This is a genomic window from Couchioplanes azureus (genome assembly GCF_014648355.1).
In the GTDB taxonomy this organism is placed as follows: domain Bacteria; phylum Actinomycetota; class Actinomycetes; order Mycobacteriales; family Micromonosporaceae; genus Actinoplanes; species Actinoplanes azureus.
On record NZ_BMQY01000002.1, the window covers coordinates 549,622 to 571,917 of the forward strand.

The 22,296-nt window shown below is 71.4% G+C and carries 16 protein-coding genes and 2 pseudogenes; 5 read left to right on the forward strand and 13 right to left on the reverse strand.

The annotated features are described in order from the left end of the window. Positions 1–5 precede the first annotated feature (5 nt). Positions 6–668, forward strand: coding sequence for a phosphatase PAP2 family protein (locus IEY99_RS09550; protein WP_189201505.1), 663 nt, complete (start codon positions 6–8; stop codon positions 666–668). Here IEY99_RS09550 and IEY99_RS09555 read toward each other — a convergent pair. From IEY99_RS09555 to IEY99_RS09575, 5 genes are all read right to left on the reverse strand, one after another. Next, positions 638–1,309: a response regulator transcription factor gene (locus tag IEY99_RS09555; RefSeq protein WP_189201507.1), complete on the reverse strand. Its 672-nt coding sequence runs from the start codon at positions 1,307–1,309 to the stop codon at positions 638–640. The genes IEY99_RS09550 and IEY99_RS09555 overlap by 31 nt on opposite strands. Positions 1,310–1,509: 200 nt before the next feature. Beyond that, on the reverse strand, positions 1,510–3,186 hold the full coding sequence (locus IEY99_RS09560; RefSeq protein WP_189201509.1) for a sensor histidine kinase: 1,677 nt from the start codon (positions 3,184–3,186) through the stop codon (positions 1,510–1,512). A gap of 149 nt (positions 3,187–3,335) precedes the next feature. Continuing rightward, entirely contained in the window at positions 3,336–3,785 is a 450-nt protein-coding gene (locus IEY99_RS09565) for a hypothetical protein (protein WP_189201511.1), read from the reverse strand. 489 nt (positions 3,786–4,274) lie between these two features. Next, positions 4,275–4,913, reverse strand: coding sequence for a response regulator (locus tag IEY99_RS09570; RefSeq protein ID WP_189201513.1), 639 nt, complete (start codon positions 4,911–4,913; stop codon positions 4,275–4,277). Then, on the reverse strand, positions 4,904–6,448 hold the full coding sequence (locus tag IEY99_RS09575; protein WP_229798406.1) for a sensor histidine kinase: 1,545 nt from the start codon (positions 6,446–6,448) through the stop codon (positions 4,904–4,906). Before IEY99_RS09575 ends, IEY99_RS09570 begins: the two co-directional genes overlap by 10 nt. A gap of 158 nt (positions 6,449–6,606) precedes the next feature. Between IEY99_RS09575 and IEY99_RS09580 the strand changes: the two genes are divergently transcribed. The 3 genes from IEY99_RS09580 to IEY99_RS09590 are packed head-to-tail and all read left to right on the forward strand — an operon-like array spanning position 6,607 to position 9,898. Next, positions 6,607–7,527: an ABC transporter ATP-binding protein gene (locus IEY99_RS09580; protein WP_189201517.1), complete on the forward strand. Its 921-nt coding sequence runs from the start codon at positions 6,607–6,609 to the stop codon at positions 7,525–7,527. After that, positions 7,524–8,327 (forward strand): ABC transporter permease subunit, encoded by an 804-nt coding sequence (locus tag IEY99_RS09585; protein WP_189201519.1) that lies wholly within the window; start codon positions 7,524–7,526, stop codon positions 8,325–8,327. Before IEY99_RS09580 ends, IEY99_RS09585 begins: the two co-directional genes overlap by 4 nt. 44 nt (positions 8,328–8,371) lie before the next feature. After that, positions 8,372–9,898, forward strand: coding sequence for an alpha/beta fold hydrolase (locus IEY99_RS09590; RefSeq protein WP_229798408.1), 1,527 nt, complete (start codon positions 8,372–8,374; stop codon positions 9,896–9,898). Between the two features lie 48 nt (positions 9,899–9,946). Here the strand turns inward: IEY99_RS09590 and IEY99_RS35245 are convergent. The 4 genes and pseudogenes from IEY99_RS35245 to IEY99_RS09615 form a co-directional block, all read right to left on the reverse strand. Next, a pseudogene (locus IEY99_RS35245) lies at positions 9,947–10,462 on the reverse strand (transposase). A 90-nt stretch (positions 10,463–10,552) separates the two neighbouring features. Next, positions 10,553–11,263, reverse strand: a complete 711-nt coding sequence (locus tag IEY99_RS09605) for an SAM-dependent methyltransferase (protein WP_189201521.1) — start codon at positions 11,261–11,263, stop codon at positions 10,553–10,555. Between the two features lie 137 nt (positions 11,264–11,400). Next, complete coding sequence (locus IEY99_RS09610) at positions 11,401–11,883, reverse strand: GNAT family N-acetyltransferase (protein WP_189201522.1); 483 nt, start codon at positions 11,881–11,883, stop codon at positions 11,401–11,403. Between the two features lie 30 nt (positions 11,884–11,913). Further along, complete coding sequence (locus IEY99_RS09615) at positions 11,914–13,071, reverse strand: sensor histidine kinase (protein WP_189201524.1); 1,158 nt, start codon at positions 13,069–13,071, stop codon at positions 11,914–11,916. Between the two features lie 192 nt (positions 13,072–13,263). On the opposite strand from IEY99_RS09615, the gene IEY99_RS09620 reads away from it, so the two are divergent. Continuing rightward, positions 13,264–14,625, forward strand: a complete 1,362-nt coding sequence (locus tag IEY99_RS09620; RefSeq protein ID WP_189201526.1) for a neprosin family prolyl endopeptidase — start codon at positions 13,264–13,266, stop codon at positions 14,623–14,625. Positions 14,626–14,697: 72 nt separating this feature from the next. Here IEY99_RS09620 and IEY99_RS09625 read toward each other — a convergent pair whose 3' ends face one another. From IEY99_RS09625 to IEY99_RS09640, 4 genes and pseudogenes are all read right to left on the reverse strand, one after another. Further along, the gene (locus IEY99_RS09625; RefSeq protein WP_189201528.1) at positions 14,698–15,702 is read right to left on the reverse strand and encodes a hypothetical protein; all 1,005 of its coding nucleotides are present in this window, start codon (positions 15,700–15,702) and stop codon (positions 14,698–14,700) included. 356 nt (positions 15,703–16,058) lie between these two features. Next, positions 16,059–17,306 (reverse strand): annotated as a pseudogene (locus IEY99_RS09630) (cupredoxin domain-containing protein); the annotation flags it as partial. Positions 17,307–17,356: 50 nt separating this feature from the next. Beyond that, positions 17,357–21,265 (reverse strand): ThuA domain-containing protein, encoded by a 3,909-nt coding sequence (locus tag IEY99_RS09635; protein ID WP_229798410.1) that lies wholly within the window; start codon positions 21,263–21,265, stop codon positions 17,357–17,359. Then, positions 21,262–22,266 (reverse strand): multicopper oxidase domain-containing protein, encoded by a 1,005-nt coding sequence (locus IEY99_RS09640; RefSeq protein WP_189201532.1) that lies wholly within the window; start codon positions 22,264–22,266, stop codon positions 21,262–21,264. Before IEY99_RS09640 ends, IEY99_RS09635 begins: the two co-directional genes overlap by 4 nt. Positions 22,267–22,296: the final 30 nt, after the last annotated feature.

A 22,296-nucleotide genomic window follows, 5' to 3' on the forward strand; every position in this document is an offset into this window, starting at 1 on the left:
TAGGTATGACGATGAACCGGACCGACACCATCACGAACGTGCCCGACGTCTTCGGGCGCTGGTACCTCGCCGTCGTGGAGTTCGCCGCGGGCACGCCGCGGCCGGTGCGGATCGTCATGGCGCACTTCACCGAGCTGGGCGTCGTCCTGCTCGCCGCGCTGCTCGCGCTGGTGTGGTGGCACGCCCGCCGCGGAACGGACCGCGCCATGGCGCTCACCCTGGCCGGTGGCGCCGGCGTCGTGGTCTCGTACGGCCTCAGCGAATGGGCCAAGACCTACCTCGACGCGGAACGTCCCTGCCGCACCTTCGCCCACGTGGTGATCGTCGCCGGCGAGTGCCCGCCACCCGGCGACTGGTCCTTCCCCAGCAACCACTCCACGATCGCCGGCGCCCTCGCCACCGCGCTCCTCCTCACCTCCTGGCGCATCGGCCTGCCGGCCCTGGCGGTCGGCGCGGCGGCCGCGTTCTCCCGCGTGTTCGTGGGCGTGCATTACCCGCACGACGTCGCGGCCGGGTTCCTGCTGGGCGCGGGCACCGTCCTGGTCCTGGCCCCGGCGCTCGTCCGCCCGTCCACCGGCCTGGTCGCAAGGATGCGGGAGAGGCCGCTGCCGGGCAGGATCCTGACCGCCGGCCGTTCTCAGTCCTCCGGGCCGGCAAGTCCCGCCTGATACGCCAGCAGTGCGGCCTGCACCCGGTTGCGGACCCCGAGCCGGCCCAGGATCGTGCTGACGTGGGTCTTCACGGTCCCCTCGACCAGCTGCAGGCGCGTCGCGATCTCCGCATTGGACAGACCCCGCCCGACCAGGCGCAGCACCTCGCGCTCACGGTCGGTGAGCGGCGAGAGCCGGGTGCGCGCCGCCGCGCCCCGCAGCAGGTGCCCGCTGGTCGTACCGCCGTTGAAGTGGGTGATGACCCGGCGGGCGACCTTGGGCGACAGGTAGGCGCCGCCCTGCGCCACCGCCTGCACCCCTGCGATCAGCTCCCGGGGATCGCCGGTCTTCAGCACGAACCCGGCGGCCCCCTGCGCAAGCGCACGGGCGATGTACTCGTCCTCGGAGAACGTCGTCAGCATCACGACGGCGCTTCCCGGGACCGCACGACGGATCTCCGCGGCGGCCTGGAGGCCGTCGAGCCGAGGCATCCGGATGTCGAGCAGCGCCACGTCGGGACGGTGCAACCGGGCCCGCTCCACGGCCTCGTGCCCGTCGGACGCCTCCGCGACGACCTCGATGGACGGTTCGCCGGCCAGGATGGCCCGCACCCCGGCCCGGATCATCGTCTCGTCGTCGGCCAGCAGCACCCGGATCACATTCCCGCCTTCCTCGCATGGCTTCTCGCCTTCTTCACATCGATTCTCGCCTCAGGGGTGCGGGCCGGCGGCGCGGGCGGGTTACCGCCGCGTCGACGGCGCGGGCGAGCCACCACCGGTCGTCGTCGCCTTGGTCGCCCTGGCGCCGCCACTCGGGTGGGTGGCGCTCGTCGATCGGGCACTCGAGGGTCCGCCGGGCCTCATCCGCCCGGCGACGGCAGCACGTCCTTGGCGACGAGCCGGCCGTCGCGGAAACACAGCCGGTAGACGTCGAACGGAGCCGGCAGAAATCCCGCGGCGGACCGGTAGTACTCGCAGGTGGCGCCGGGCAACGGGACCGGGCCGGCGGCGTCGCGACGTTCCGGCACCTGCCGGCCGGGGAGCCGGTCGGCGAGCTCGTCGCGGCCGGCACCGAGCGGCAGGGCGTGGAAGTCGGCCGGGGCGAGACGCGAGGTCACGCTGTCGTGCGCGTACACCAGCATCAAGGTGCCGGTCAGCGCCACGACGAGCGCCGAGGGCACGGCGACGGCGAGCAGGAGCCCGCGCCGGGCATTGTGGTCGGCCCTGCGGAAACCGGCCGCGTACCCGCCGGCTACAGCGTGTGGCTCCGGCCCGGCAGCCGGTGCGCGGCCGGGATCTGGATGTGCCGGGATCCGCGCCTCCACCTCGAAGCCGTCGCCACACGGCCCGGCGTGCAGCACCCCGTGGGCGAGTTCGACGCGCTCCCGCAACCCGGCAAGCCCGCGCCCGCCCACCGGACGATGTCCTCGCCGCGGCGGATGTTCGGGGCGGCTCCGCAGTGGCACGCCGGCACGGTGCGGGGACGCCCCGTTGCGTACGGACACCACGATGTCGTCCGCCACCCGGTCGAGGCTGACGTGCACCGGGCCGCCGGGGGCGTGCTTGGTCGCATTGGTGAGCGACTCCTGCACCACCCGGTAGGCAGCGCGGTATTGCATCGGTGCCACGTCGTCGTAGTCACCACCGGCGTCCAGAGTCACCGGGACGCCGGACGCCAGGGCGCGGGCGACGAGCTCCTCGATGTGTTCGCCGACCGGCCGCAGGGGCACCTCGTCCGCCTCGTCACGCAACAACCCGACGATCTCCCCGAGCCGCTCCGCGGCGGTCGCCACCCCGGCCCGCAGCTCGGACGCCGCCGCGCGGTGCCGGGACCCGAGCCCCTCGGCGAGCTCCAGCGCCCCCGCGCGCAGGGCGACCAGGCTCAGCTCGTGCCCGAGGGAGTCGTGCATCTCCCGGGCGATGCGCGCCCGCTCCCGCAGGCGGGCCTGCTCCGCCACGATGCGCTGCTCGCGTTCGAGCTGGGCGGCCCGTTCCCAGCCGGAGAGCACCAGCTCGGCCTGCAACCGGCGAAACGACCCGACGAGTACGGGGAACAGCCCGAAGACGATCGCGCCGCCGAGCCAGACCAGCACGGTGTAGAGATCCGAGCCCTGCAGTGACTGGACGATGCCGCCGAGGGCCCCTACCGCGGCGAACCCGCCGAGCGTCCCGGCGGACACCGGCCGGCGCCGGCCGGCGTGGTAGGCGAGGAACAGCACGGCGACGAACAAGCGCCGGTCCAGCACGCTGAAGGCCAGAACGGTCAGCACCGCGGCGAGCGGACGGAACCGGCCGCCGCGAGACCAGCGGGATGCTCCAGTAGCGCGACGAGGTCCGCCACGGCTCAGCCACAGCCCGGCGACGATCGCGGCTACGCTGAGCCCGGTCGTCCACAGCGGACGGCCGTCCGCCGGCGGGACTACGGCGAGGCACAGGCACATCAGCGCGCCGAGGGCGACCGGGCCCCGCATTCTCCACAGCCGCTCCATCAGCGCGCCGCTGGCGACCTGGCCCCGCATTTTCCACAGCAGCTCCATCAACGCCACCGTATCGACCGGGTTCTCGCACGTGACGGGATGCCGGGACCACGGGGTCAGGGGGGACAGGGATACGAGGACCGGCCCAGGGCTTGCCACAGGGGTCCGGCCGTCTTCGAGGGTGCGGCACGGTGCAGGGAAAGGCGGAACTATCTGACCGTGCAGATGCCCACGGCGCACGTCACTTCCTGTGTCCCGCGCGGCCCGTCGTACGTGACGATCCAGGTGATCATGGCGACGAGCGACACGAGGCTGAGAAGCCCGACGGCGGCCTCCTTAGCTTTCTGAATCGTCTGGTCTCCCGGCCCGATCCGATCGATCGTGCGGGCGGTGTCGCCGCTCGCCGTGGAGGCGGTGCCGCCACTCGCCATGCCGACAGTGCCGCCGCCCGCCATGCCGACAGCGTCCCCGCCCGCCATGCCGACAGCGTCCCCGCCCGCCATGCCGACAGCGTCCCCGCCCGCCATGCCGACAGCGTCCCCGCCCGCCATGCCGACAGCGTCCCCGTCGGCCGTCTCCGCTGCCAGAAGCAAGGCCCCGACTCCGGCCAGCCAGCTGACCAGTTCGATACCGTCGCGGCCGTAGACGATCCAGGCCAACCCGAGGAGGATCGCCGCAGCTGCCCGCCTCCGCTTCCGCGTCACTGGGGCATCATCGTGGGGATACGCCGATTATGTCCAGTACGCGAAGGTGTTGTCTCGTACCGGACTCGGCAACGCTCATGGACCAGCATGCGCGCATGTACTCGCCCGTGGCGACGCCCCCGTACCGGTGATCGTCGGGCAAGAGCCGTCAGATAAATACCGCTGCCCGCGGGCACACGAGCGGCAACGCAATCCGCGGGGGCACGGCGACAGCGAGCGGCGCCCGCATCTGCCCATGGCGATCCCGGACTGACGCGCGACGCTCCGACCCGACCAACGTCATGCTGACGGACCGGCAACACCAACCGCCCAGCTGTCGATCCGCCGGACCCTCAGGTCCGCAGTCGAATGCCGGATCTACGCAAAACGCGTTCGGGCAGTACTTCGCCCCCTCATTCGCGCCAGTCAACTAATGACCTTGCCCCCTCCCCATCGCAGTCGATCTCAAGTGCCGAGGTACTTGAGGACAGCCAGGACCCGGCGGTGGTCCGCGTCGGTCGGCGGCAGATCGAGCTTGGCGAAGATGTTGCTCACGTACTTCTCCACCGCGCTGTGGCTGACCTTCAACGCTTCCGTGATGCCGCCGTTGGAGCGGCCCTCCGCCATCAGCTTGAGCACGTCCTGCTCCCGCGGCGTCAGCCGCCGCATCGGATCGTCGTGCCGCACCAGCAGCTGGGAGATGACCTCGGGATCCAACGCCGTGCCGCCCGCGGCCACCCGGCGCAGCGCGTCCAGAAAGTCCGACACGTGCGCGACCCGGTCCTTCAGCAGATATCCCATACCGCTGGTGTCGACCGAGAGCAGATCGGTGGCGTACCGCTCCTCCACGTACTGCGAGAGCACACACACCGCGATCTTCGGATGCTGCCGCCGGATGACGAGCGCGGCCCGGATCCCCTCATCGGTGAAGGTCGGCGGCATCCGCACGTCGATCACCACGACGTCGGGCCGGTGCGCATCGACGGCGGCCAGCAGTTGATCGGCGTCGGGCACCGCGGCGACGACCTCGAAGCCACCGTCGGTGAGCAGCTTGGTGAGACCCGCCCGCAGCAGAACGGAGTCTTCGGCTAGCACTACTCGCATGGGATAGACACGGTAACGGTCGTCGGACCTCCCCGCGGACTCACCACCGTCAGACTGCCGTCGACGGCCGCCGCCCGCTGCGCCAGACCGCGCAGCCCGGTGCCGGTGCGCGAGCCCAAGCCGACGCCCGAGCCCAAGTCGGAACCGTAGCCGGCGTCCCATCCCTGGCCGGAGCCAGCGCCCAAGCCAGCGCCAGCGTCAGATCCCGAGCCAGCGACCAAGCCCGAACCCGCGCCGGCACCCGCGCCCGAGCTGTAGTCGGCGCCCGAACCCGAGCCAGGACCCGAGCCCGAGGTGAATCCCAGTCCTGCGCCCGGGCCGAACCCCGAGCCCGGGCCGAAGCTCGCGCCCTGTCCGGTGCCGTCCACCGATGCGCCGCCGTGCCCGTCGTCGGTCACCGTGATGATCAACCGGTCACCGAGGCGTTCCGCCACGACTTCGGCCCTGCTGGCGTTCGCGTGCTTGACGACGTTGGTCAGCGCTTCGGACACCGCGAAGTAGGCGATCGCTTCGATGCTCGGCGAGCAGCGCTGGGCCACGTCGACCCGAAGCTTCACCGGCAGAGGCGTCCGCGCGACGATGCCGGACAGCGCCGCATCGAGTCCCCGGTCGTTGAGCACGGCCGGATGCAGGCCGCGGACGAAGTCTCGCAGCTCGGCCAGTGCGGCTACGGCCTCCTCGTGGGCAGCGGCAACGACCTCCTGCACGTCCGGCGACCGGTCGGACAGCGTGGCGCGGGCCATGCCGAGGTTCATCGCCAGCGAGACGAGGCGCTGCTGCACACCGTCGTGCAGATCGCGCTCGATACGGCGTCGTTCGGCATCGGCGGCGTCCACGAGGTCGGCCCGGCTGCGCGCCAACAACTCGACCCGCTCGGCGAGCCTCTCGGCGCGGCCGGGTCCCAGCAGGCGGCGAGCCGCTGCGATGTCGGCCGCGGCGACACCACGCGCGACCCACGGCGCTGCCAACAGCAGAGCCGTGGCGCCACCGAACCACAGCACTGCGTCTTTCGGCGACAAATGGTCACTGGACAGGACCGCGAGCACCGGTGCAGACCAACAGAACGCGACAACGACCCCGCCCAAGCCGCCGAGCGGTGGAGCGAGGAGGTGGTAAGCGAGCTGACGCCAGGTGGGCGCGACGGTCCAGGCCCGGAGCATGCGGAGCCAGCCCGTGCCCGCGTCCAGCACCGGCGCGGCGATGTCGAGGCCGAGCACGGCCCGGAACCGCTCCCGCTGGATTGCGCTGAGGAACCGCACACACGCCAGCAGCGCCAGGGGGCTCGTGAGGGCGACGGCTACGTACAGCACGGGTAGCAGCCAGTGGCCGGTCGGACCCGCGACAAGGCTGGCGACCGACGCCCACCACACCACGAGCAGGAGCGAGATCACAGCGCCCGTCGCGGCGCCGAGAAGCGTCCCGGTCGCCACGTGAAAGGTAGCGCGCCACGCTTCCCGCGAAGCCAGCGATCGCAGCACGACCACCGGCCGGGAGAGCCGTGGGTGCGTCGCGACGTCGTTTGCGCTGCAGGTCATGCGTTCACGGTAGGGATGCCGGCGCGCGTCGGCCATCGGGCAGGCCCCATGCCCGGGGTGGGGAAAACCCCAAGGCGACGGGGCTGACAACCCCAGTTACAGCTCCCTCCCGCGCTGGCAGCGTCAACGCCGGACGGACCACATGAGGAGCAAGAGCAATGATCGAGGCACACAACCTGACGAAACGGTACGGCCCCAAGCTCGCCGTCGACGAGCTCAGTTTCACTGTCCGCCCCGGCGTGGTGACCGGCTTCCTCGGCCCGAACGGCGCCGGCAAGTCCACCACCATGCGGCTGATCCTCGGCCTGGACACGCCCACGAGCGGTTCGGTGCTGGTGAACGGCCGGCCCTATCGGGCACATCGGGCACCGCTGCACGAAGTCGGCGCTCTGCTGGAAGCACGATCGGTCCATCCCGGCCGCACCGCGTTCCACCATCTCCTGGCTCTGGCACGCACCAACGGCATCCGGCGCTCGCGGGTCGACGACGTTCTCGAGGCGGTGGGCCTGTCCGACGCGGCGCGGCGGCGGGCAGGCAGGTTCTCCCTCGGGATGGGGCAACGGCTCGGCATCGCCACGGCGTTGCTCGGCGATCCGCGCACGATCATCCTCGACGAGCCTCTCAATGGCCTCGACACCGAGGGCATCCGCTGGGTGCGCGCGCTATTGCAGAGCCTCGCCGCCGAGGGCCGCACGGTCTTCCTCTCGTCGCACCTGATGAACGAGATGGCGCTCACCGCTCAGCACCTCGTCATCGTCGGCAAGGGCCGCCTGATCGCGGACATCGGCATGGCGGATTTCGTGCGGGCGCGCAGTCGCAGCGTCGTCCGGGTGCGCACCACCGAGCCTCAGGCGCTCATCGACCGCCTGGCCGGACCGGACGTCGAGGTCACGGTCGACCAGGGTGAGGCGCTGACCGTATCCGGATTGACCACCGACCAGATCGGGAGGACGGCCGGCGCGGCGGGGATCACGCTACTTGAGCTCACCGCACAACAGTCCTCGCTGGAGGAGGCCTTCATCGACCTGACCGGCGACGCGGTCGAATACCGCGCGGCCACCGTGGGAGCGCCGTCGTGACGAACATCCACCTTCCTGCGTACACCCACGAGCAGCGTGTCACCCGCCTCCGCGTCATCGCGTCGGAGTGGACCAAGCTGCGTTCGCTGCTGTCGACGATCTGGTGTCTGGCGGCCGCCGTCGCGCTCGTGGTCGGCGTCGGGCTGGCGTATGCAGGCCTGCGCGTCGCCCGCCCGCCGGCGGACCCGTCCGTCTTCGACTCGACGGCGGTCAGTCTCGCCGGTGTGCAACTGGCACAGCTTGCGATCGGCACGTTGGGCGTGCTGCTGATCACCGGTGAGTATGCCACCGGATCGATCAGGGTGAGCCTGGCGGCGGTACCGGACCGCCTGACGATGTTGTGGGGCAAGGCAGTCACGTTCGGCCTCAGCACTCTCCTGCTGGCCGCGCCCGCGGTGCTGGTGGCGTTCCTCGCCGGCCAGTCGATCCTGGCCGCCGAAAGCCTCGACATCGGCCTCGGTGAGCCGGGAGTGTTGCGGGCGGTGCTCGGCAGCGCGCTGTTCCTCACCGCGGTGGGCCTGCTCGGCCTTGGCCTGGGCGCGCTGCTGCGCAACACCGCCGCCGCGATGTCGGCGTTGTTCGGCCTCCTGTTCGCCCCGCAACTCGTTCTCGGGCTGGTGCCGGAGTCGATGTCGGACGCCGTGTACCGCTATCTGCCGACCCCGGCCGGAGCGGCCGTCAGCAACGTCTACCGGGACCCGGACACGCTCGCTCCGTGGGTTGGGTTCGGGTTGTTCTGTCTTTACACCGCGATCGTGCTCGGGCTGGCCGCGTGGCAACTGCGACGGCGGGACGTCTGAGATTCCATCCCTTCACTTAGGAGCATTCAGTGAAACGACCACGATTGAGCGCTGCCCTGGCCGTCGTGATGGCCACCACGTCGGTGGCCGGACCGGTTCCGGCTCAGGCTGACACGACGTCCAAGGTCCACGAGGGACTGGCGCGGTTCCAGCATCAGCACGTCGACTGGAAGTCGTGCCGGCGCGGCGCGGACGATGCCGACGGACGCGCCCTGGACGAGGCCGGAGTGCAGTGCGGTGACGTCCAGGTGCCACTGGACTACCGTCGGCCACAGGGGCGCACCATCACGGTCGCCGTCGCGCGAAGCGAGGCCACCGACAAGGATCACTATGCCGGACCATTGATGATCAACCTCGGTGGACCCGCGAACCCGGTGCTCCCTCGCGTGCCGGACGCCCGGCAGGCCATGGGCGAGACCGGAGCCCGGTTCGACATCATCGGCATGGACATCCGGTTCTCAGGGCGTAGCACTCCGATCGACTGCGGTTGGCCGGCCAGCTGGTTGCCCCGCTCCGCCGGTGCCGACCGGGAGAGCTTCCAGCAGATGGTCACGATGTCGAAGGACTTGGCCTCTCGATGCGTCCGTGCTCATGCCGATCTCCTGCCGTACGCGTCCGCGGAGAACGCCGCCCGCGACATGGACATCGTCCGAGCCGTACTCGGCGCGCCGAAGTTGTCGTTCCTCGGGTACTCGCAGGGAAGCTACCTGGGCGCGCAGTACATTACGCAGTTCCCGCAGAGGGCCGGGCGGATCGTTCTCGACAGCGCCATCGACCCGAATCACCCCGGCGTGGCGATCCTGCGCGACCGCACCGCTACCGCACATCGTGAGCCAGCACTTCGCGAATGGGCTGGATGGGCGTCGGCGCGTGACGCGGGCCTCCACCTCGGGTCAACGACGGAGCAGGTGCTCGCGACGGTCAACAAGAGCTACCTGGCCGCCGCCCGCACGCCATTGCGCGTGGGTCCCTATCTGGTGGACGACACCGTCATCCCCGGTGTCATCGCCAATCTCCTGGTCGACGACAGCGAGGAGAGCGCCCTCGAGTTGGCGGCCACCGTGCGGGTGCTGGCACAGGCGACCGACCTTGGCAGCGCCGAGCCCACACCAGCTCTTGCGGAGACGCTGGCGGGCCAGCTGACCGGGCGGGACTCCGCTCAACGCAGCGCGGCGACCGCCATGTTGTGCGGTGATTCGCCGGCATCACGCAATGTCGAGAGGTACTGGCACGACGTGGAGAGGGCACGCGTCGGAGCACCCCTGTTCGGCCCGCTGGGCAGCAACATCACGCCGTGTGCGTTCTGGCCGAAGCTGCCGCAGGCAGGATCGCCCCGCATCCATAGCCGCGTACCAGCCCTCATCGTGCAAGCCGCCGGAGACATCAACGCGACCCTGGAGATGGGACAGGCCATGCACCGGGCCCTCGCCCGTTCCCGCATGATCACCCTGTCCGGCGTCCGGGACCACGGCGTCTATCTGTTCCGGGGTTCCACGTGCGTCGATGCAGCCGTGAACGCCTACCTCGCTAGCGGCAACCTGCCACCGGCCGACCTGACCTGCGCCCCATGACCTTCTCGCCAGACATGGCCCACACATTGTTCGCGGATTACCCGGTTATCAGGGCGGGAGGCACCGGCGTTGTTGGAACACGATTTTCCTAGCGATCCAGTTGATCATCCGGCGCCAGTACATCAGGACGCACGGGAGGCTGACGAGGCCGTCATGAATGTCGAGGCGCCGTTCCCAGCGCAGGGCGAGGCGGCGGAACTGGTGCAGCAGGGCGAAGGCCCGCTCGACGACGTAGCGCAGTTTGCCCGGTTCTTGGACGCCGGTGGGCCTGCGTTTCGAGATGACGGAGGGGTGCCGCAATCCACACGCGTGCTTCGGTCCACCGCTGCAGCCGGCGCCAGCAGGTTATGCCGGAGCCGAATCCGCTCAGTCCTGGAACGCCTCCGGCGACGGACAAGCTCCTGTGGCAGGTCCTCCCATCCCGGGACGCAGCACGACCAGGATGCCTTGCAAGTAGAGCCGGTCCGGCACCGGCCGCGGTCCAGGAGCCTCCTGCGGCCGCGGCGGTGGCGCCGGCTCGATCAGCCTCCACCACTCGTCATCGACGACCCATGCCTTGCTCACGCCGACCGAACGAGGTGACCTTCGCCTCGCGGCGCTGATCTTCGCCCGCAGCGCTGATCAACGTCGATTCAGCGGATCACGTGATGGTCCTCAGGACGGCGTCAGGACCAGCCATCCGAAGCCGACAACGCCGCGGTAGCCGTTGAGATAACCGTCCCGCCTCTGATCAGCGAACGAGCGCGCAGCCGGCGTGCCCAGGCGCTCAATGCCTGCGCGCCAGTCCGACTCGAAGTCGTCCCACTCGGCCACCGTTGACTCGGCGACATGCAGTGGCCGGAACCCGGCGTCCACCGCCGCCTGCGCCAAGGACGCCAGGTCCGGCAGATCACCGAACATCTCGTGGACACGCTCGTCGGGAGCAGTCCGGTAGAAACCGTCGGCGAACAGTGCCTTCCCTCCAGGCGCGGTGAGGCGATGCAACGCGGCCAGGGCCTGGCCGGCATCGCCCCAGATGTACCCGGCGCCCACGTTGACGACAAGCTCCGCAGGCTTGCACCAACTGGCTGCGTCTTCGCTGTGGAACGTGACCTGCGCAGACAGCCCCCGTTCCGCCGCGCGCAGCCGAGCCCGTTCACCGTCGGCGACGTCGCGTTCGACACCGTCACCGGCAATACCAAACGTCTCACACAGCCGCATCAGCAGCTCACCGTTGCCGCATCCCAGGTCCAGAGCACGCCATTGCGGCCCGGTCGGCGCCAGCCTCCGGATCAGATCAGCCACCCGATGCTCGCTCAAGGGAGCGTTGTAACTTATGCCGGCCGCAGCAGCAGCCAGGTAGGCCTTCAGCTCTTCGCTACTCACCGGCACACGGTACGGCAGCACGAAACTGAAGCTCCATCACTTTCGGCTCCGTTCCCGGGAGGCGAACTGGCCACCACGCGATGACCTGTGCTGCGCTGCCTGATCAACCGGCCGTGCCGAAGCTCGTGATAGGAGCTTCACGCGTCCAGGGACTTTCTCATGTGCTGGGTGACGACGCGGTATCCCGCGCTTTCGTAAAGGTGGATGGCCGGGGTGTTGAAGCCGAATACGTTGAGCTCCAGCGACTTCACCCCCTGCGACAGGGCAGCCTCTTCGGCCGCCGAGAGCAGAGCGCGTCCGTAGCCCGTTCCACGATGTGCCTCGTCGACCTCGATGAAGTACAGGAATGCACAGTCCGGGGTGCCCCGAGGGTGCGTCAGGCCGAGCCAGGCCGCGCCTACCGGAATGCCATCCGGCCGGAATCCCCTCAGAAAGAGCATGCCCGCCGTCGCGAGGCCGTCCGGCAAGAGCTCGCGGCGGGACCTGCGAGCCATCTCCGGGGCGTCTTCGGACGACCAGTTACCGACAGCGACCTGCGCTGCGGCCAGCACTCGGGTGGTCGCCTCGTTCCATTCGTCGAACTCGGATCCGTGCATCGGACGCACGATCAGCTCAGGCATCCTGTGATGCTGGCACACGGAGGTCGAGAGCTAGTCGCGGGAGCCTGCGGCAGGGAACGTGACGATCATGCGGGCTCCGGGATCGCCGGGTTCGTAGTGCGCCTCGCCGTCGTGTGCCTGGGCGAGCTGGCGGACGATCCAGAGTCCGAGTCCGACGCCCTCGCGGTCGCCGGCGCCGAAGCGGGTGAACAGGCGTGGCCGCACGTCCTCCGGGACGCCCTCGCCGTGGTCGCGGACCTCCAGGCGGTCGGTGGTCCCGTCGCTGGTGATGGTCACGGTCACCGGCGGGCCGCCGTAGCGCAGGGCGTTGCCGACCAGGTTGACGATGATCTGCTCGAACCGTTCGCGGTCCACGTCCAGCGTCAGGTCGTGGGGGATCTGGACTTGTACGTCCGCCGAACTGACGTACGACAGCGCCGACAGCACCGCCTCGCGGGCGGATGTCGGCTGCCGGTCGAGCCGCAGATGGCCGGTGGTGTCGATGCGGTTCAGGTCGAGCAGGCCGGTGGCCAGGCGGTCGATGCGCAAGGTCTGCCGCAGCGCCGCATCGACCATGCGCGCGGTGTGCCCGGTGGCGCCGTCACGCAGCTCCTCCAGGGTCATCTGTACGGTGGCCAGCGGCGACCGGACGTCGTGCGCGAGTGTGCCGATCATGGCGGCACGCCAGCGTTCGATCCGGGACAGGCGCTCACGGTCGTCACGCAGGTGCCGGGCCTGCGCCTCGATCAACAGCGCGACGGCGAGGGCGATCGGCAGCAGGATGAGGGCGCTGCCGAGCACGACCGGGGGCTGGGCGGTGACGATCAGCGGGACGACGTACGCGATCGCCGCCGGCGGAAGCAGGGCCAGCAGGATCCACCGCGGGAAGTGCAGCGCCGCCCAGGCATAAAGCAGCACCAGGAACGGCCCGGTGCCGGTTGCCACCCCGCCGAAGGCCCAGGTGGAGAAGCCGAGGACGGCGAAGCCCGGCAGGGCAAGGACGGCGGGGGCCTGGCGGGACCATCGGTGCCACGGCAGGATCCACGCGAGGGCGGCGAGCAGGAGATCAGCGGCGGCGATCAGCAGCAGATCGTGGGCGCGCCCGGGGTCGTTCGTGATTCCGACCAGCGCGAGCGTCCCGGCGAGCGCGAACAGCGCGGCGGAATGCCGGGCCGCGATGCGCGGCCCGGCCCCGGAGAAGCGCTGCATCCGTCGACGGCTGATAGCAACAGGATATATCCGACAATTGCCAGACAAGTCGGCCTCAGTGAGATGACGCGGCACGATCCGGCCGCGACGAACCATGATTCGCAGACTCAACCGTTCAGCTTGAATGCGGCCCCGGAAGCAGCCGGATACATCCAGGTCGTTGTATGGTCACCGACGCCTCAGCCACTGCCGATGAACGAGGACAGACACGTGTCGAACACCCGCCGCGGCTGGCTGGCCGCGGGCCTCACCGCCGTCGTCGCCGGATCCCTGACCGCCGGCTGGACCCCCACCGCATACGCCCAGGAGGCGCCGGGACCCCCGGCCGCAGCCGCCGATGCCGGCCAGCCGGCGCCCGCAGCCGCCGATGCCGGCCAGCCGGCGCCCGCAGCCGCCGATGCCGGCCAGCCGGCGCCCGCAGCCGCCGATGCCGGCGAGCCGGTGCCGCCCGCCCTGTTGCCCTGGGGCGAACCGCCGTCCCGGCTGAAGCAGGCGCCGGCCGGGCTGAGCAGCGCCGCGGTGGCGGCTGCGGGCGCGGATGCCGCGCCGGCCGAAGCCGGCGACTCGCGCGAGCCCGAGCCCGTGTACGCGCCGAAGGGCCGCGTCCCGGTGACCGATGCGCCGGCGCAGACGACGGTCGCACAGGCGCCCCCCGCCGAAGCCGAGCAGGCCAACGGGGCCGCCCAGGCTGAAGGAAATCTTCACACCGAGACGGCCACCCAAGCCGAGACTCTCGCGGAAGCCGAGGCGCTCACCTGGGCGGAGACGGTGGCCCAGGCCGCGAGGATCGCCAGGGCCGAGACGGTCGCCGGGAGCAGGACGGTCCGCACGGGCGCGACGACTGCCCGAGGCGCGACGGCCAACCCGGCCGAGAGAGGCAACCGGGGTGACCGGGCCGGCAAGTTCTACCACTACGCGGCCGGTTCCCAGATCGGTGCTACCGACGGGACCTCGGCGAATCTGCACATCGCCAAGCCGGAGCTCGCCACGGCGGACGCGCACACCCTGACCGAGATCGCCGTGCAGTCCGCGGACAGCAAGCAGATCGTCGAGGTGGGCTGGACCGTCGACCGCAAGGTCAACGGCGACGACGACCCCCACCTGTTCGTCTTCCACTGGAAGGACGGCAAGCCGACCTGCTACAACGCGTGCGGGTTCGAGGTCTACAGCCAGGCCACGATCAAGCCCGGCGCCACGCTGCCGACCGGTGTGCAGAAGCGCTTCGGCATCCAGCGCTCCGGCGCGGCATGGTGGATCGCGTACGACTCCGAGTGGGTCGGCTACTTCCCCGACAAGCTGTGGAACGGCACCTTCACCCGGGCAGGGGCGACCCAGTGGTTCGGCGAGGTCGCCAGCGCCACCGAGCGCACCTGCACGGACATGGGTAAGGGGCTGCCGCCGACGGACGGTACCGCGTCGCGCATCGGCACGATCCAGATGGTCAACGGTCCCGATCCGAACGCCTCGGTGCGCAGCACCAACCCGGACTACGGCGTCCTGTCGCTCAGCCCGAGCACCTTCCGGTACGGCGGACCGGGCAACGGCGCCTGCTGACGGCAAGCGCCCGACGAGGTCGCAGACCCGGCCGGTGCCGGCCGGGTCACAGATCGCCAGGCGCCTGACAGGTCAGAGACCGGCGTCTCCCGCCGCGTAAGCCTCCGCGACGGCGGCAGCCCGGCGCGTGCCGGCACGCCGGTCGCCGGTCTCGCCTCGGTCGCCTGAATCTCTGACCGGCCCAGCAGAGATGACCTGCGACCGGCTGCCGGCCGCAGCCTCGGAGCGGCCGGTGGACGAGGCTTGGGAGCGGACAGCGGCGGCGTGTTCGCCGATCACGCCGCCGCGGATGCGGTTGGTCGGGGCGATGCGGGCGACCGGGTTGTTGGCGGTCACCGTGAGCTGCCCGTCGATGATGGTGTCGTCGACCGTGACGGCGCCCGTCGTGTTCGTGATGCTGACGTCGCGGCCCCAGTAGCCGCCGGAGGCGCAGCCGTCGAGGCTGCCGTTCGGGCCGAGCTGCACCCCGCCCAGATTCCCGGCGAAGGTGGCACGGCCGCGGACCGCGCTGCCGCACACGACGCTGCCGGTTGCGCTGTTGAGCACCGACAACGTCCCGTCGACGAAGGAGTCGTGCAGGTCCGTGTAATAGGTGCCCGAGCTGCTGACGTTGCCGGTGACCTGCGTGGTGCGGTCGAGGCGGACCTCGCCCGCGCTGGTGGTCACGTTTCCCTCGATCGTGCTGCGCTCGGTGAACAGGAAGCTGTCGACCGTCGCGGAGCCCTTGGTGCCGACGGTGACCGCGCCGCTGTGGACGTTTCTGAGGAACGTTCCGTAGCCACCGGACGCCAGCTCGATCGCCCCGCCGATGGTCGTGTCGGTGGCGTCGAGGTAACCGTCCGCGGCGACCTGGATCTCGCCGCTGAGACGTCCGCCGGTGACCACGAGGTTGGCACCCGCGGCGACCGTCACGTTGCCGGTGACGGTCGTTCCGGCCAGGGCGCAGGACTCGCCCGGCGGCACGTACAGGTCGTTGGGGACGGTGACCGCACCACCGGTGCCGACGCAGTGGGTGACCAGGCCGGCGCGGGCGGCGGGGGCGGCCACCAGCGTCGACACGACGACGGCGGTGCTCATGAGCGCCAACGTGGCGGCGGTACGTTTCATCGCGCTACTCCAGGTCGGTACGGGAGGGATCCCGACGGGTCAGTGAAGGAGAATGCCGGCGAATCGGCCGAGGAGACCGCCGACGGACCGGCCGAGGGGACGGCGACGGGGTGGGCCAGCAGGGTGCCGACGGTCGAGCGGGCCGCCGCCCGGACGATGACCCCCTGCTGCCGGCGGGTCAGGGTGCCGTCGGCGACCAGCGGTGCGGTGACCGCCTCGACGTGGCGGACGAAGGCGCCGTGATCCGGGTACGGAGCCCACTCGGCGATCAAGTCGTTGACCGTGCACCCGTCACCGGTGTCCACATTGGCGATCCCGGTGTCCTCGGCACCGATGACGACCGTCGCCCGGGTGTCGGAGCCGGGGCAGGCGTCCCCGCCCGGCGCCACCACCGTGAAGGCGACCGTCCGCTCCGGGGCGGTGTTGCCCGCCGCGTCCGTGGCCCGGTAGCGGACGGTGTGCGCGCCCACCACCGCCACGACCACCGGCGCGCCGTAACTCGTCCACGCTCCCGCGTCGAGTGCGTACTCGACCGTGGCGACGCCCGACCCGGCATCGGTCGCGGCGACGGTGACGGTGGCGCGGCCGAGGTAGGCGCCGGCCGCGTCGCGGGACCCGGACACCGCCGCCGAGACCTGCGGCGGCGTCGTGTCCTGCGCGGGCGGCGCGACGACGGTGAAACCCACCATCTGCTCCGCCGACTCGTTCCCGGCGACGTCGGTCGCGCGGAAGTGCACCATGTGCGTGCCGGCGACGTCCACCACCACGGGTGCGGCATACGTGACGAACGCGCCGCCGTCGAGGCCGTACTCCACTTCGGACACGCCTGATCCCGCGTCCGTGGCGGTGAGGGTGACGGTGGCCGTACCGAGGTAGGCGCCCGACGGGTCACGGGACCCGGACACCTGGGCCGTCACCGTCGGGGGTGTGGTGTCCCCCTGCGGGCGCTCGACGATCCGGAACGACACCACGCCGGTCTCGCTGACGTTCCCCGCCCGGTCCGTGGCGCGGTATCGCACCACGTGCTCACCCACCGTGCCGACCTCGACCGGGTCCGTGTACGGCACGAAGCCGCGGCCGTCGAGCTCGTACTCGACACCGTCCACGCCGGATCCGGCGTCCGACGCGGCGACCGTCACCACGGCCCGGCCCAGGTAGGCGCCGGCCGCGTCCCGCTCCCCCGCGATCTCGGCGGAGACCGTCGGCGCGGTGGTGTCCGGGCCGCCGCCGGTGACCACCAGTTCGCCGGTCATCTGGCCGTGGCCCGGAATCGCGCAGAAGTAGCGGTAGCGGCCGGCCGTGAGGGTGACCGTCGCCTCGTGGCGGCCGTTGTTCGTGTCGAACGGCCCGGCCAGGATGTTGAGGGTGACGTCGTGGTTGTAGCCCGGCGTCGTGGTGTCGAAGGTGAGCGTGTGCGGCATCCCGGTGCTGTTGCCCGTCGCCGCGCTGTTCTCGAAGACGATCGTGGTCGTCCCCGCCACCGCCTCGGCCGGCGCGGACCGGTAGCGGGTGATGTCGTCGTCCGCGGTCCACGTGAGGACCGCGGCGGCGGCGGCCGGCGGGGACGGCGCGGCGAGGCCCGCGGTCAGCACGAGGAGCACGCTGAGCAGCGCCCGGACGACCATCAGAGCTCCCGCACCCGGATGTCGCGGAACTCGACGAGGTCGGCGTTGCCATGGTTCTGCAGGCCGAGGAAGCCCTCGGCGAACTGGCGCAGATCGGTCGGGGGGTCACCGGCGCGGGCCGACTGCTGACCCGGCGCGTTGTCGAACTCGTTGACGACCACGCCGTCGCGCACGACCGTGTAGTGCTGGCCGGTGACCCGGACCTCGTACTCGCTCCACCGCTCCTTCGGCGTGCCTCCGGGCACGGCCACCGGGTCGAAGTTGTAGATCGAGCCGGTCTTCTGCGGCTCGCCGGTGTCGCCGTCGTAGATCTGGATCTCGTGCCCGCAGTAGATCGCCACCCAGGCCGCGGACGTACGGGCCGATCCCACGGTGCCGCAACTGCCGGGCGGGCGCTGGTCCAGCGGCGTCCGGGGATCGGGGAAGCGGGCGAAGACGCCGCTGTTCGACCGGACCAGGCCGGGTGCCACGTCGCGGACCTGCAGCTTCAGCGAGAAGTCGCGGAACGGGCGCCGGGCGTACCAGAGCATGCCCAGGCCGCCGCCCGTGCGCAGCGAGCCGTCCGGCTGGATGGTGAACGCTCCGGGCCCGGCCTGTTGCCAGGCGCGCAGCGACTCCGCGGTGCCGTCGAAGAGCGGCTCGTAGCCGGTGTGGCCCGGGCGGCCGATCGGCGAGCCGGCGGCCGCGCGGGTCAGCGTGCCGGCCTCGCGGGCGCCGAGCACGCCGTCGGCGCGCAGCCGGTCGGCGACGGTGGTGACGTGGCGGACGAAGCTGTCGTGGTCCGGCCAGGCGCTCTCGTCGTCGATGAGGCCGCCGACCGTGCAGTCACCGCCGGCGGGCCGGTTGGCGACCCCGGTGTCCACCTCCCCCAGCCACACGTGGTCCCGGTTGTCGGGCGCCGGGCAGCCGGCCGTCACCGTGATCCGCGCCGTGGCCGTCTCGCCGCCGGCGTACGTGACGGTCAGCTTCGCCGGGTACGTGCCCGGCCTTCCGTAGGTGTGCCGGGGGTTCGCCTCGGCCGACGTGGCGCCGTCGCCGAACTCCCACCGGTGCGACACGCCGCCGGAGCGGGCACCGGTGAACGCGACGGTCAGCGGCTTGTTCTGCACCGCCACCGACGACGCCGACGGCGCGGGCGTGGCGGGTCCGCCGTGGTAGGTCACCCGGATCAGCTTCTGGTTGGGGTGCAGGCTGAAGAATCCGCCGCCGTAGTCGAGCAGGTAGAGCGCGCCGTCCGGGCCGAACTTGGCGTCCATCCAGCTCTGCAGTCGGGTGTCGCCGTTGCCGGCCGGGATGATGGCGCGCAGCGACTCGCCGAAGAGCGGCGGCGCCTGCCGCGGCACCCCGGCCGGGTCGACGGTGACCGCGACCCGGTTCTGCGAGTTCGACTGGTCGCCGATGAACCACTTGTCGTCCCAGTACGCCGGCCACGCGACCCCGCTCGCGGTGTCGACGAGCTCCCGGTGGTACGTCGGCCCCGACATGATCGCCTGGCCGCCGCCGCGCAGGTAGGGCTGGGTGTAGGTGGCGTCGACGGCCTGGTAGGTGGGCACGCCGCTGCCGTCCGTACGGAGGGGGAAGACCGGCCCGCCGCCTCCGGGGGCGTACCAGATCATGTTGTCGCGCGCCGGCGGGATGTCGACCAGGCCGGTGTTGCGCGGCGACGTGTTCTTCAGGTTGTCGCAGTCGTACCAGCCGGTCAGGACCGTCGCGTCGGTGTCGCTGCGGTCGCGGTACGGCTGCCGGTTGCCCATGCAGTACGGCCAGCCCTGGTTCCCCGCCGAGGTGATGATCGTGGCGGTCTCGTACTTGGCCGGGCCGAGCGTGGGGCTCGGCGCGGGCGCGTCGGGACCGACCCAACCGGCGGTGAGCCACCGGTGCACCGGATCGAACGCCAGCCGCGCGATGTTGCGCACGCCCATCACGTAGATCTCCGGCCGGGTCCTGGCGGTGCCCGGCGGGAAGAGATTGCCCGGCGGGATCGTGTACGTGCCGTCGGGCTCCGGGTGGATGCGGATGATCTTGCCGGCGAGGTCGTTGGTGTTGCCGGACGTCCGCCGCGCGTCCTGGTAGGAGACGCCCTTGTACTCCGCGGTCCAGTTGTTGCCGGAGTAGCCGCTCGACCCCTCGGAGGAGTTGTTGTCGCCCGAGCCGACGTAGAGGTTGCCCGCGTGGTCGAAGGCCATGCCCCCGCCGGCGTGGCAGCAGCTGTGGATCTGTACCGGGAACCGCAGCAGGTCCTTGCGGGTGGACTGGTCGATCGTCGCGCCCGCGCGGTCGTAGGTGAACCGGGAGATCGTGCGCTGCCCGATCCGGTTCTCCCGGTCGATCGACTCGTGCGGCATCCAGTAGACGTAGAGCCAGCCGTTGGTGACGAAGCCGGGGTCGGTCACGATGCCGAGCAGCCCCTCCTCGTTCTTCACCAGCTCCGAGCCGCTGCCCCGGTTGCCCATCACCCGCAGCGTGGTGAGCAGCGTGACCCGCTTGCTCGCCGGGTCGTACGCGTGGATCGTGCCGCAGCCCAGGCCCACGCCCGGGTCGGACCAGTCGACGACCGGACCGGTGGGGCAGGCGGCCTTGCCGACGTAGAGGACCGTGCCGTCCGGCGCGATGGTGAGCCCGTGCGGCTCGCCGATCTGGTCGAGCCGGCCGGCCTGGTTGGCGGCGGTGAGCCGCTCGACGGAGTAGTTGGCGGCGATGGTGGCCTGGCAGTCGCCGCGCTGGATGCCCGTGGTCCAGCGCAGGGCGCCGGTCAGGTGGGCGCGGAAGCCGGATTCGGCGTACGCGTCCGCGGTGTGCCCCATCCCGGTGTAGAAGGAGCGGCCGCCGTCGTAGTCGCGGCACCAGGAGATCGGGTGGAACGGGCCGTTGGCGCCGGGCCCCGGGTCGTAGAAGCGCTCCTCGACCTGGGCGAGGGTGTGCACCGCGCCCACCGGGTTCGGGTCCCAGTTGGTCCAGCGGTCGGCGCGCCGCAGTGTCGGCGGCAGCGACCGGGTGGCCGGGTGGTGCCGGTCGAGGATGTCCACCACCGCCTCGCGGACGGCCGGGGGCGGCGGCGTGGTCACCGCACCGGTGAACAGCCGCAGGTCGGCGAGCTGGGTGAAGGGTTCGCCGGCGTTGGCGGTGACGGAGAGCCGGTAGCTCGCGAACTCGCGCGGGGCGGCGACCGCGAACCTGCGGGTCTGGAAGCGGTCCGGGAACGTCTGCTCGGTGCGCCGGTCGAGGTCCGTCCAGCTGGTTCCGTCGGCGGATCCCTGCAGCGTCCAGTCCCGCGGGTCGCGGCCGGGGGCGTCGTTGGCCGAGGTGAGGGCGTAGCCGCTGATCGCGGTGGGCCGGCTCAGCTCGTACGTGATCCAGGCGGTCGGCGTGCGCGCGAGCCACTTGGTGTTCGCGTCGCCGTCGGTCAGCTTCTCCTTGGTCTCGTTCGGCGGGTTCTCCGCGTTGGCGCCGACGCGGGCGACGGGTTCCGCGGCGGGGATGCTCCCGGCGGGACGGGTGCCGATCAGGCCGGTGAACCAGGCGGAGTCGAGCTGGGCGCGGGCCGCGTCGCCGATGCCGACGAAGCCCCCGCCGGCCTCGACGTAGCCCTCCAGCGCCGATTCCTGGTCCCGGCCGAGGGCGGCGCCGGTGGCCGACAGGAAGACCACCGCGCGGTAGGGCGCGAGCCCGGCCGCGGAGAACACCGCCGGGTCGCTCGATCGGGTCACCGCGATGTCGTCGGCGGCCGCCAGGTCCTGGATGGTCTGCGCGGCGCGCTCGACCGGGTCCTGCTGGTCCGCCGCCGGGCCGTGGAAGACGAGCAGCCGCAGCGGCTCCGGTGCCGGCCCGGCCGGGGCCGCCGTGACCGGGACCGGGCTCACCAGCAGCGCGGCCGCCATGGTCGCCACGAGGCCGATCCGATGTCTCATCCCAGCACCCCTTCGTGATGCGCCGTGTGCGCGTGGCCGTGGAACCGGTGGATGGCGTCCTCGGCGCCGGGCGGCATGCTGCCGTCGGCGTTGCGGACGAGGAAGAGCCCGGCCATGCCGCCGTCGGAGTGGAACTGGACGTGGCAGTGGTACATCCACACGCCCGGGCCGACGCCCTGGCCGGCGAGCACCTGGAAGCCGAAGGAGCCGCCCGGGTTCAGGTCCTTGGTGTCGATGACGGCGCTCGGGTCGGCGGGCCCCTCGAGCAGGCCGGTCCGGTTGTCGGCCCACCGGTGGCCGTGCAGGTGGAAGGTGTGGAAGGTGCCGCCGTGGCCGACGGCGATCCACTCGACGCGCTGGCCGAGGTTCGCCTCGAACATCGGGGTGTCCGGCGCCGTCCGGTTGTTGATCAGCATGTCGTTGAAGACGACGGTGAACTGCTTCTCCGGCAGCAGGTCGCCGCGCCGCCGTACGATCAGCGCGCCGTAGAGGCCCTTGGCGACCCCGGCGGTGCCGTGCTCGGTCCCCATCGCATGATCGTGGTAGTGCCAGTAGCCGGCGCTGCCGGGCAGGAACCGCCGTCCCTCGGCCGCGGTCATCTCGCGGGAGCGCCAGACATAGGTACGCGTCTCGCCGGGACCGTTGAAGGACGCGTTCAGCGGGCTGCCGTCGGAGTCGGTGCTGTAGTCGACGCCGTGCGGGTGGATGGACAGCCGCTGGTCGGTGCGGTTCACCAGGGTGATTTCGAGGGTGTCGCCCTCCCACAGCTCCAGCACCGGCCCGGGTACGGTGGCCCGCCCCGGCGCCAGGCCGTAGCCGTAGAGCCCGCCGGGCAGCGCCTCGGCGTAGAGGGTGACCTTGCGGGTGGCGCCCGACGCGGCGTGGGCGGGCCGCCCGGCCGGGGACGCGCCGGCCGCGACGGCGGGCACGGCGAGCCCGGCGGCCGCGGCGGTGAGCACGGCGCGGCGCGGTACAGCCCGGCCGACAACGTTGTCGTCCATGCGCACTCCATCCGGGGCCGGGACTTTCGG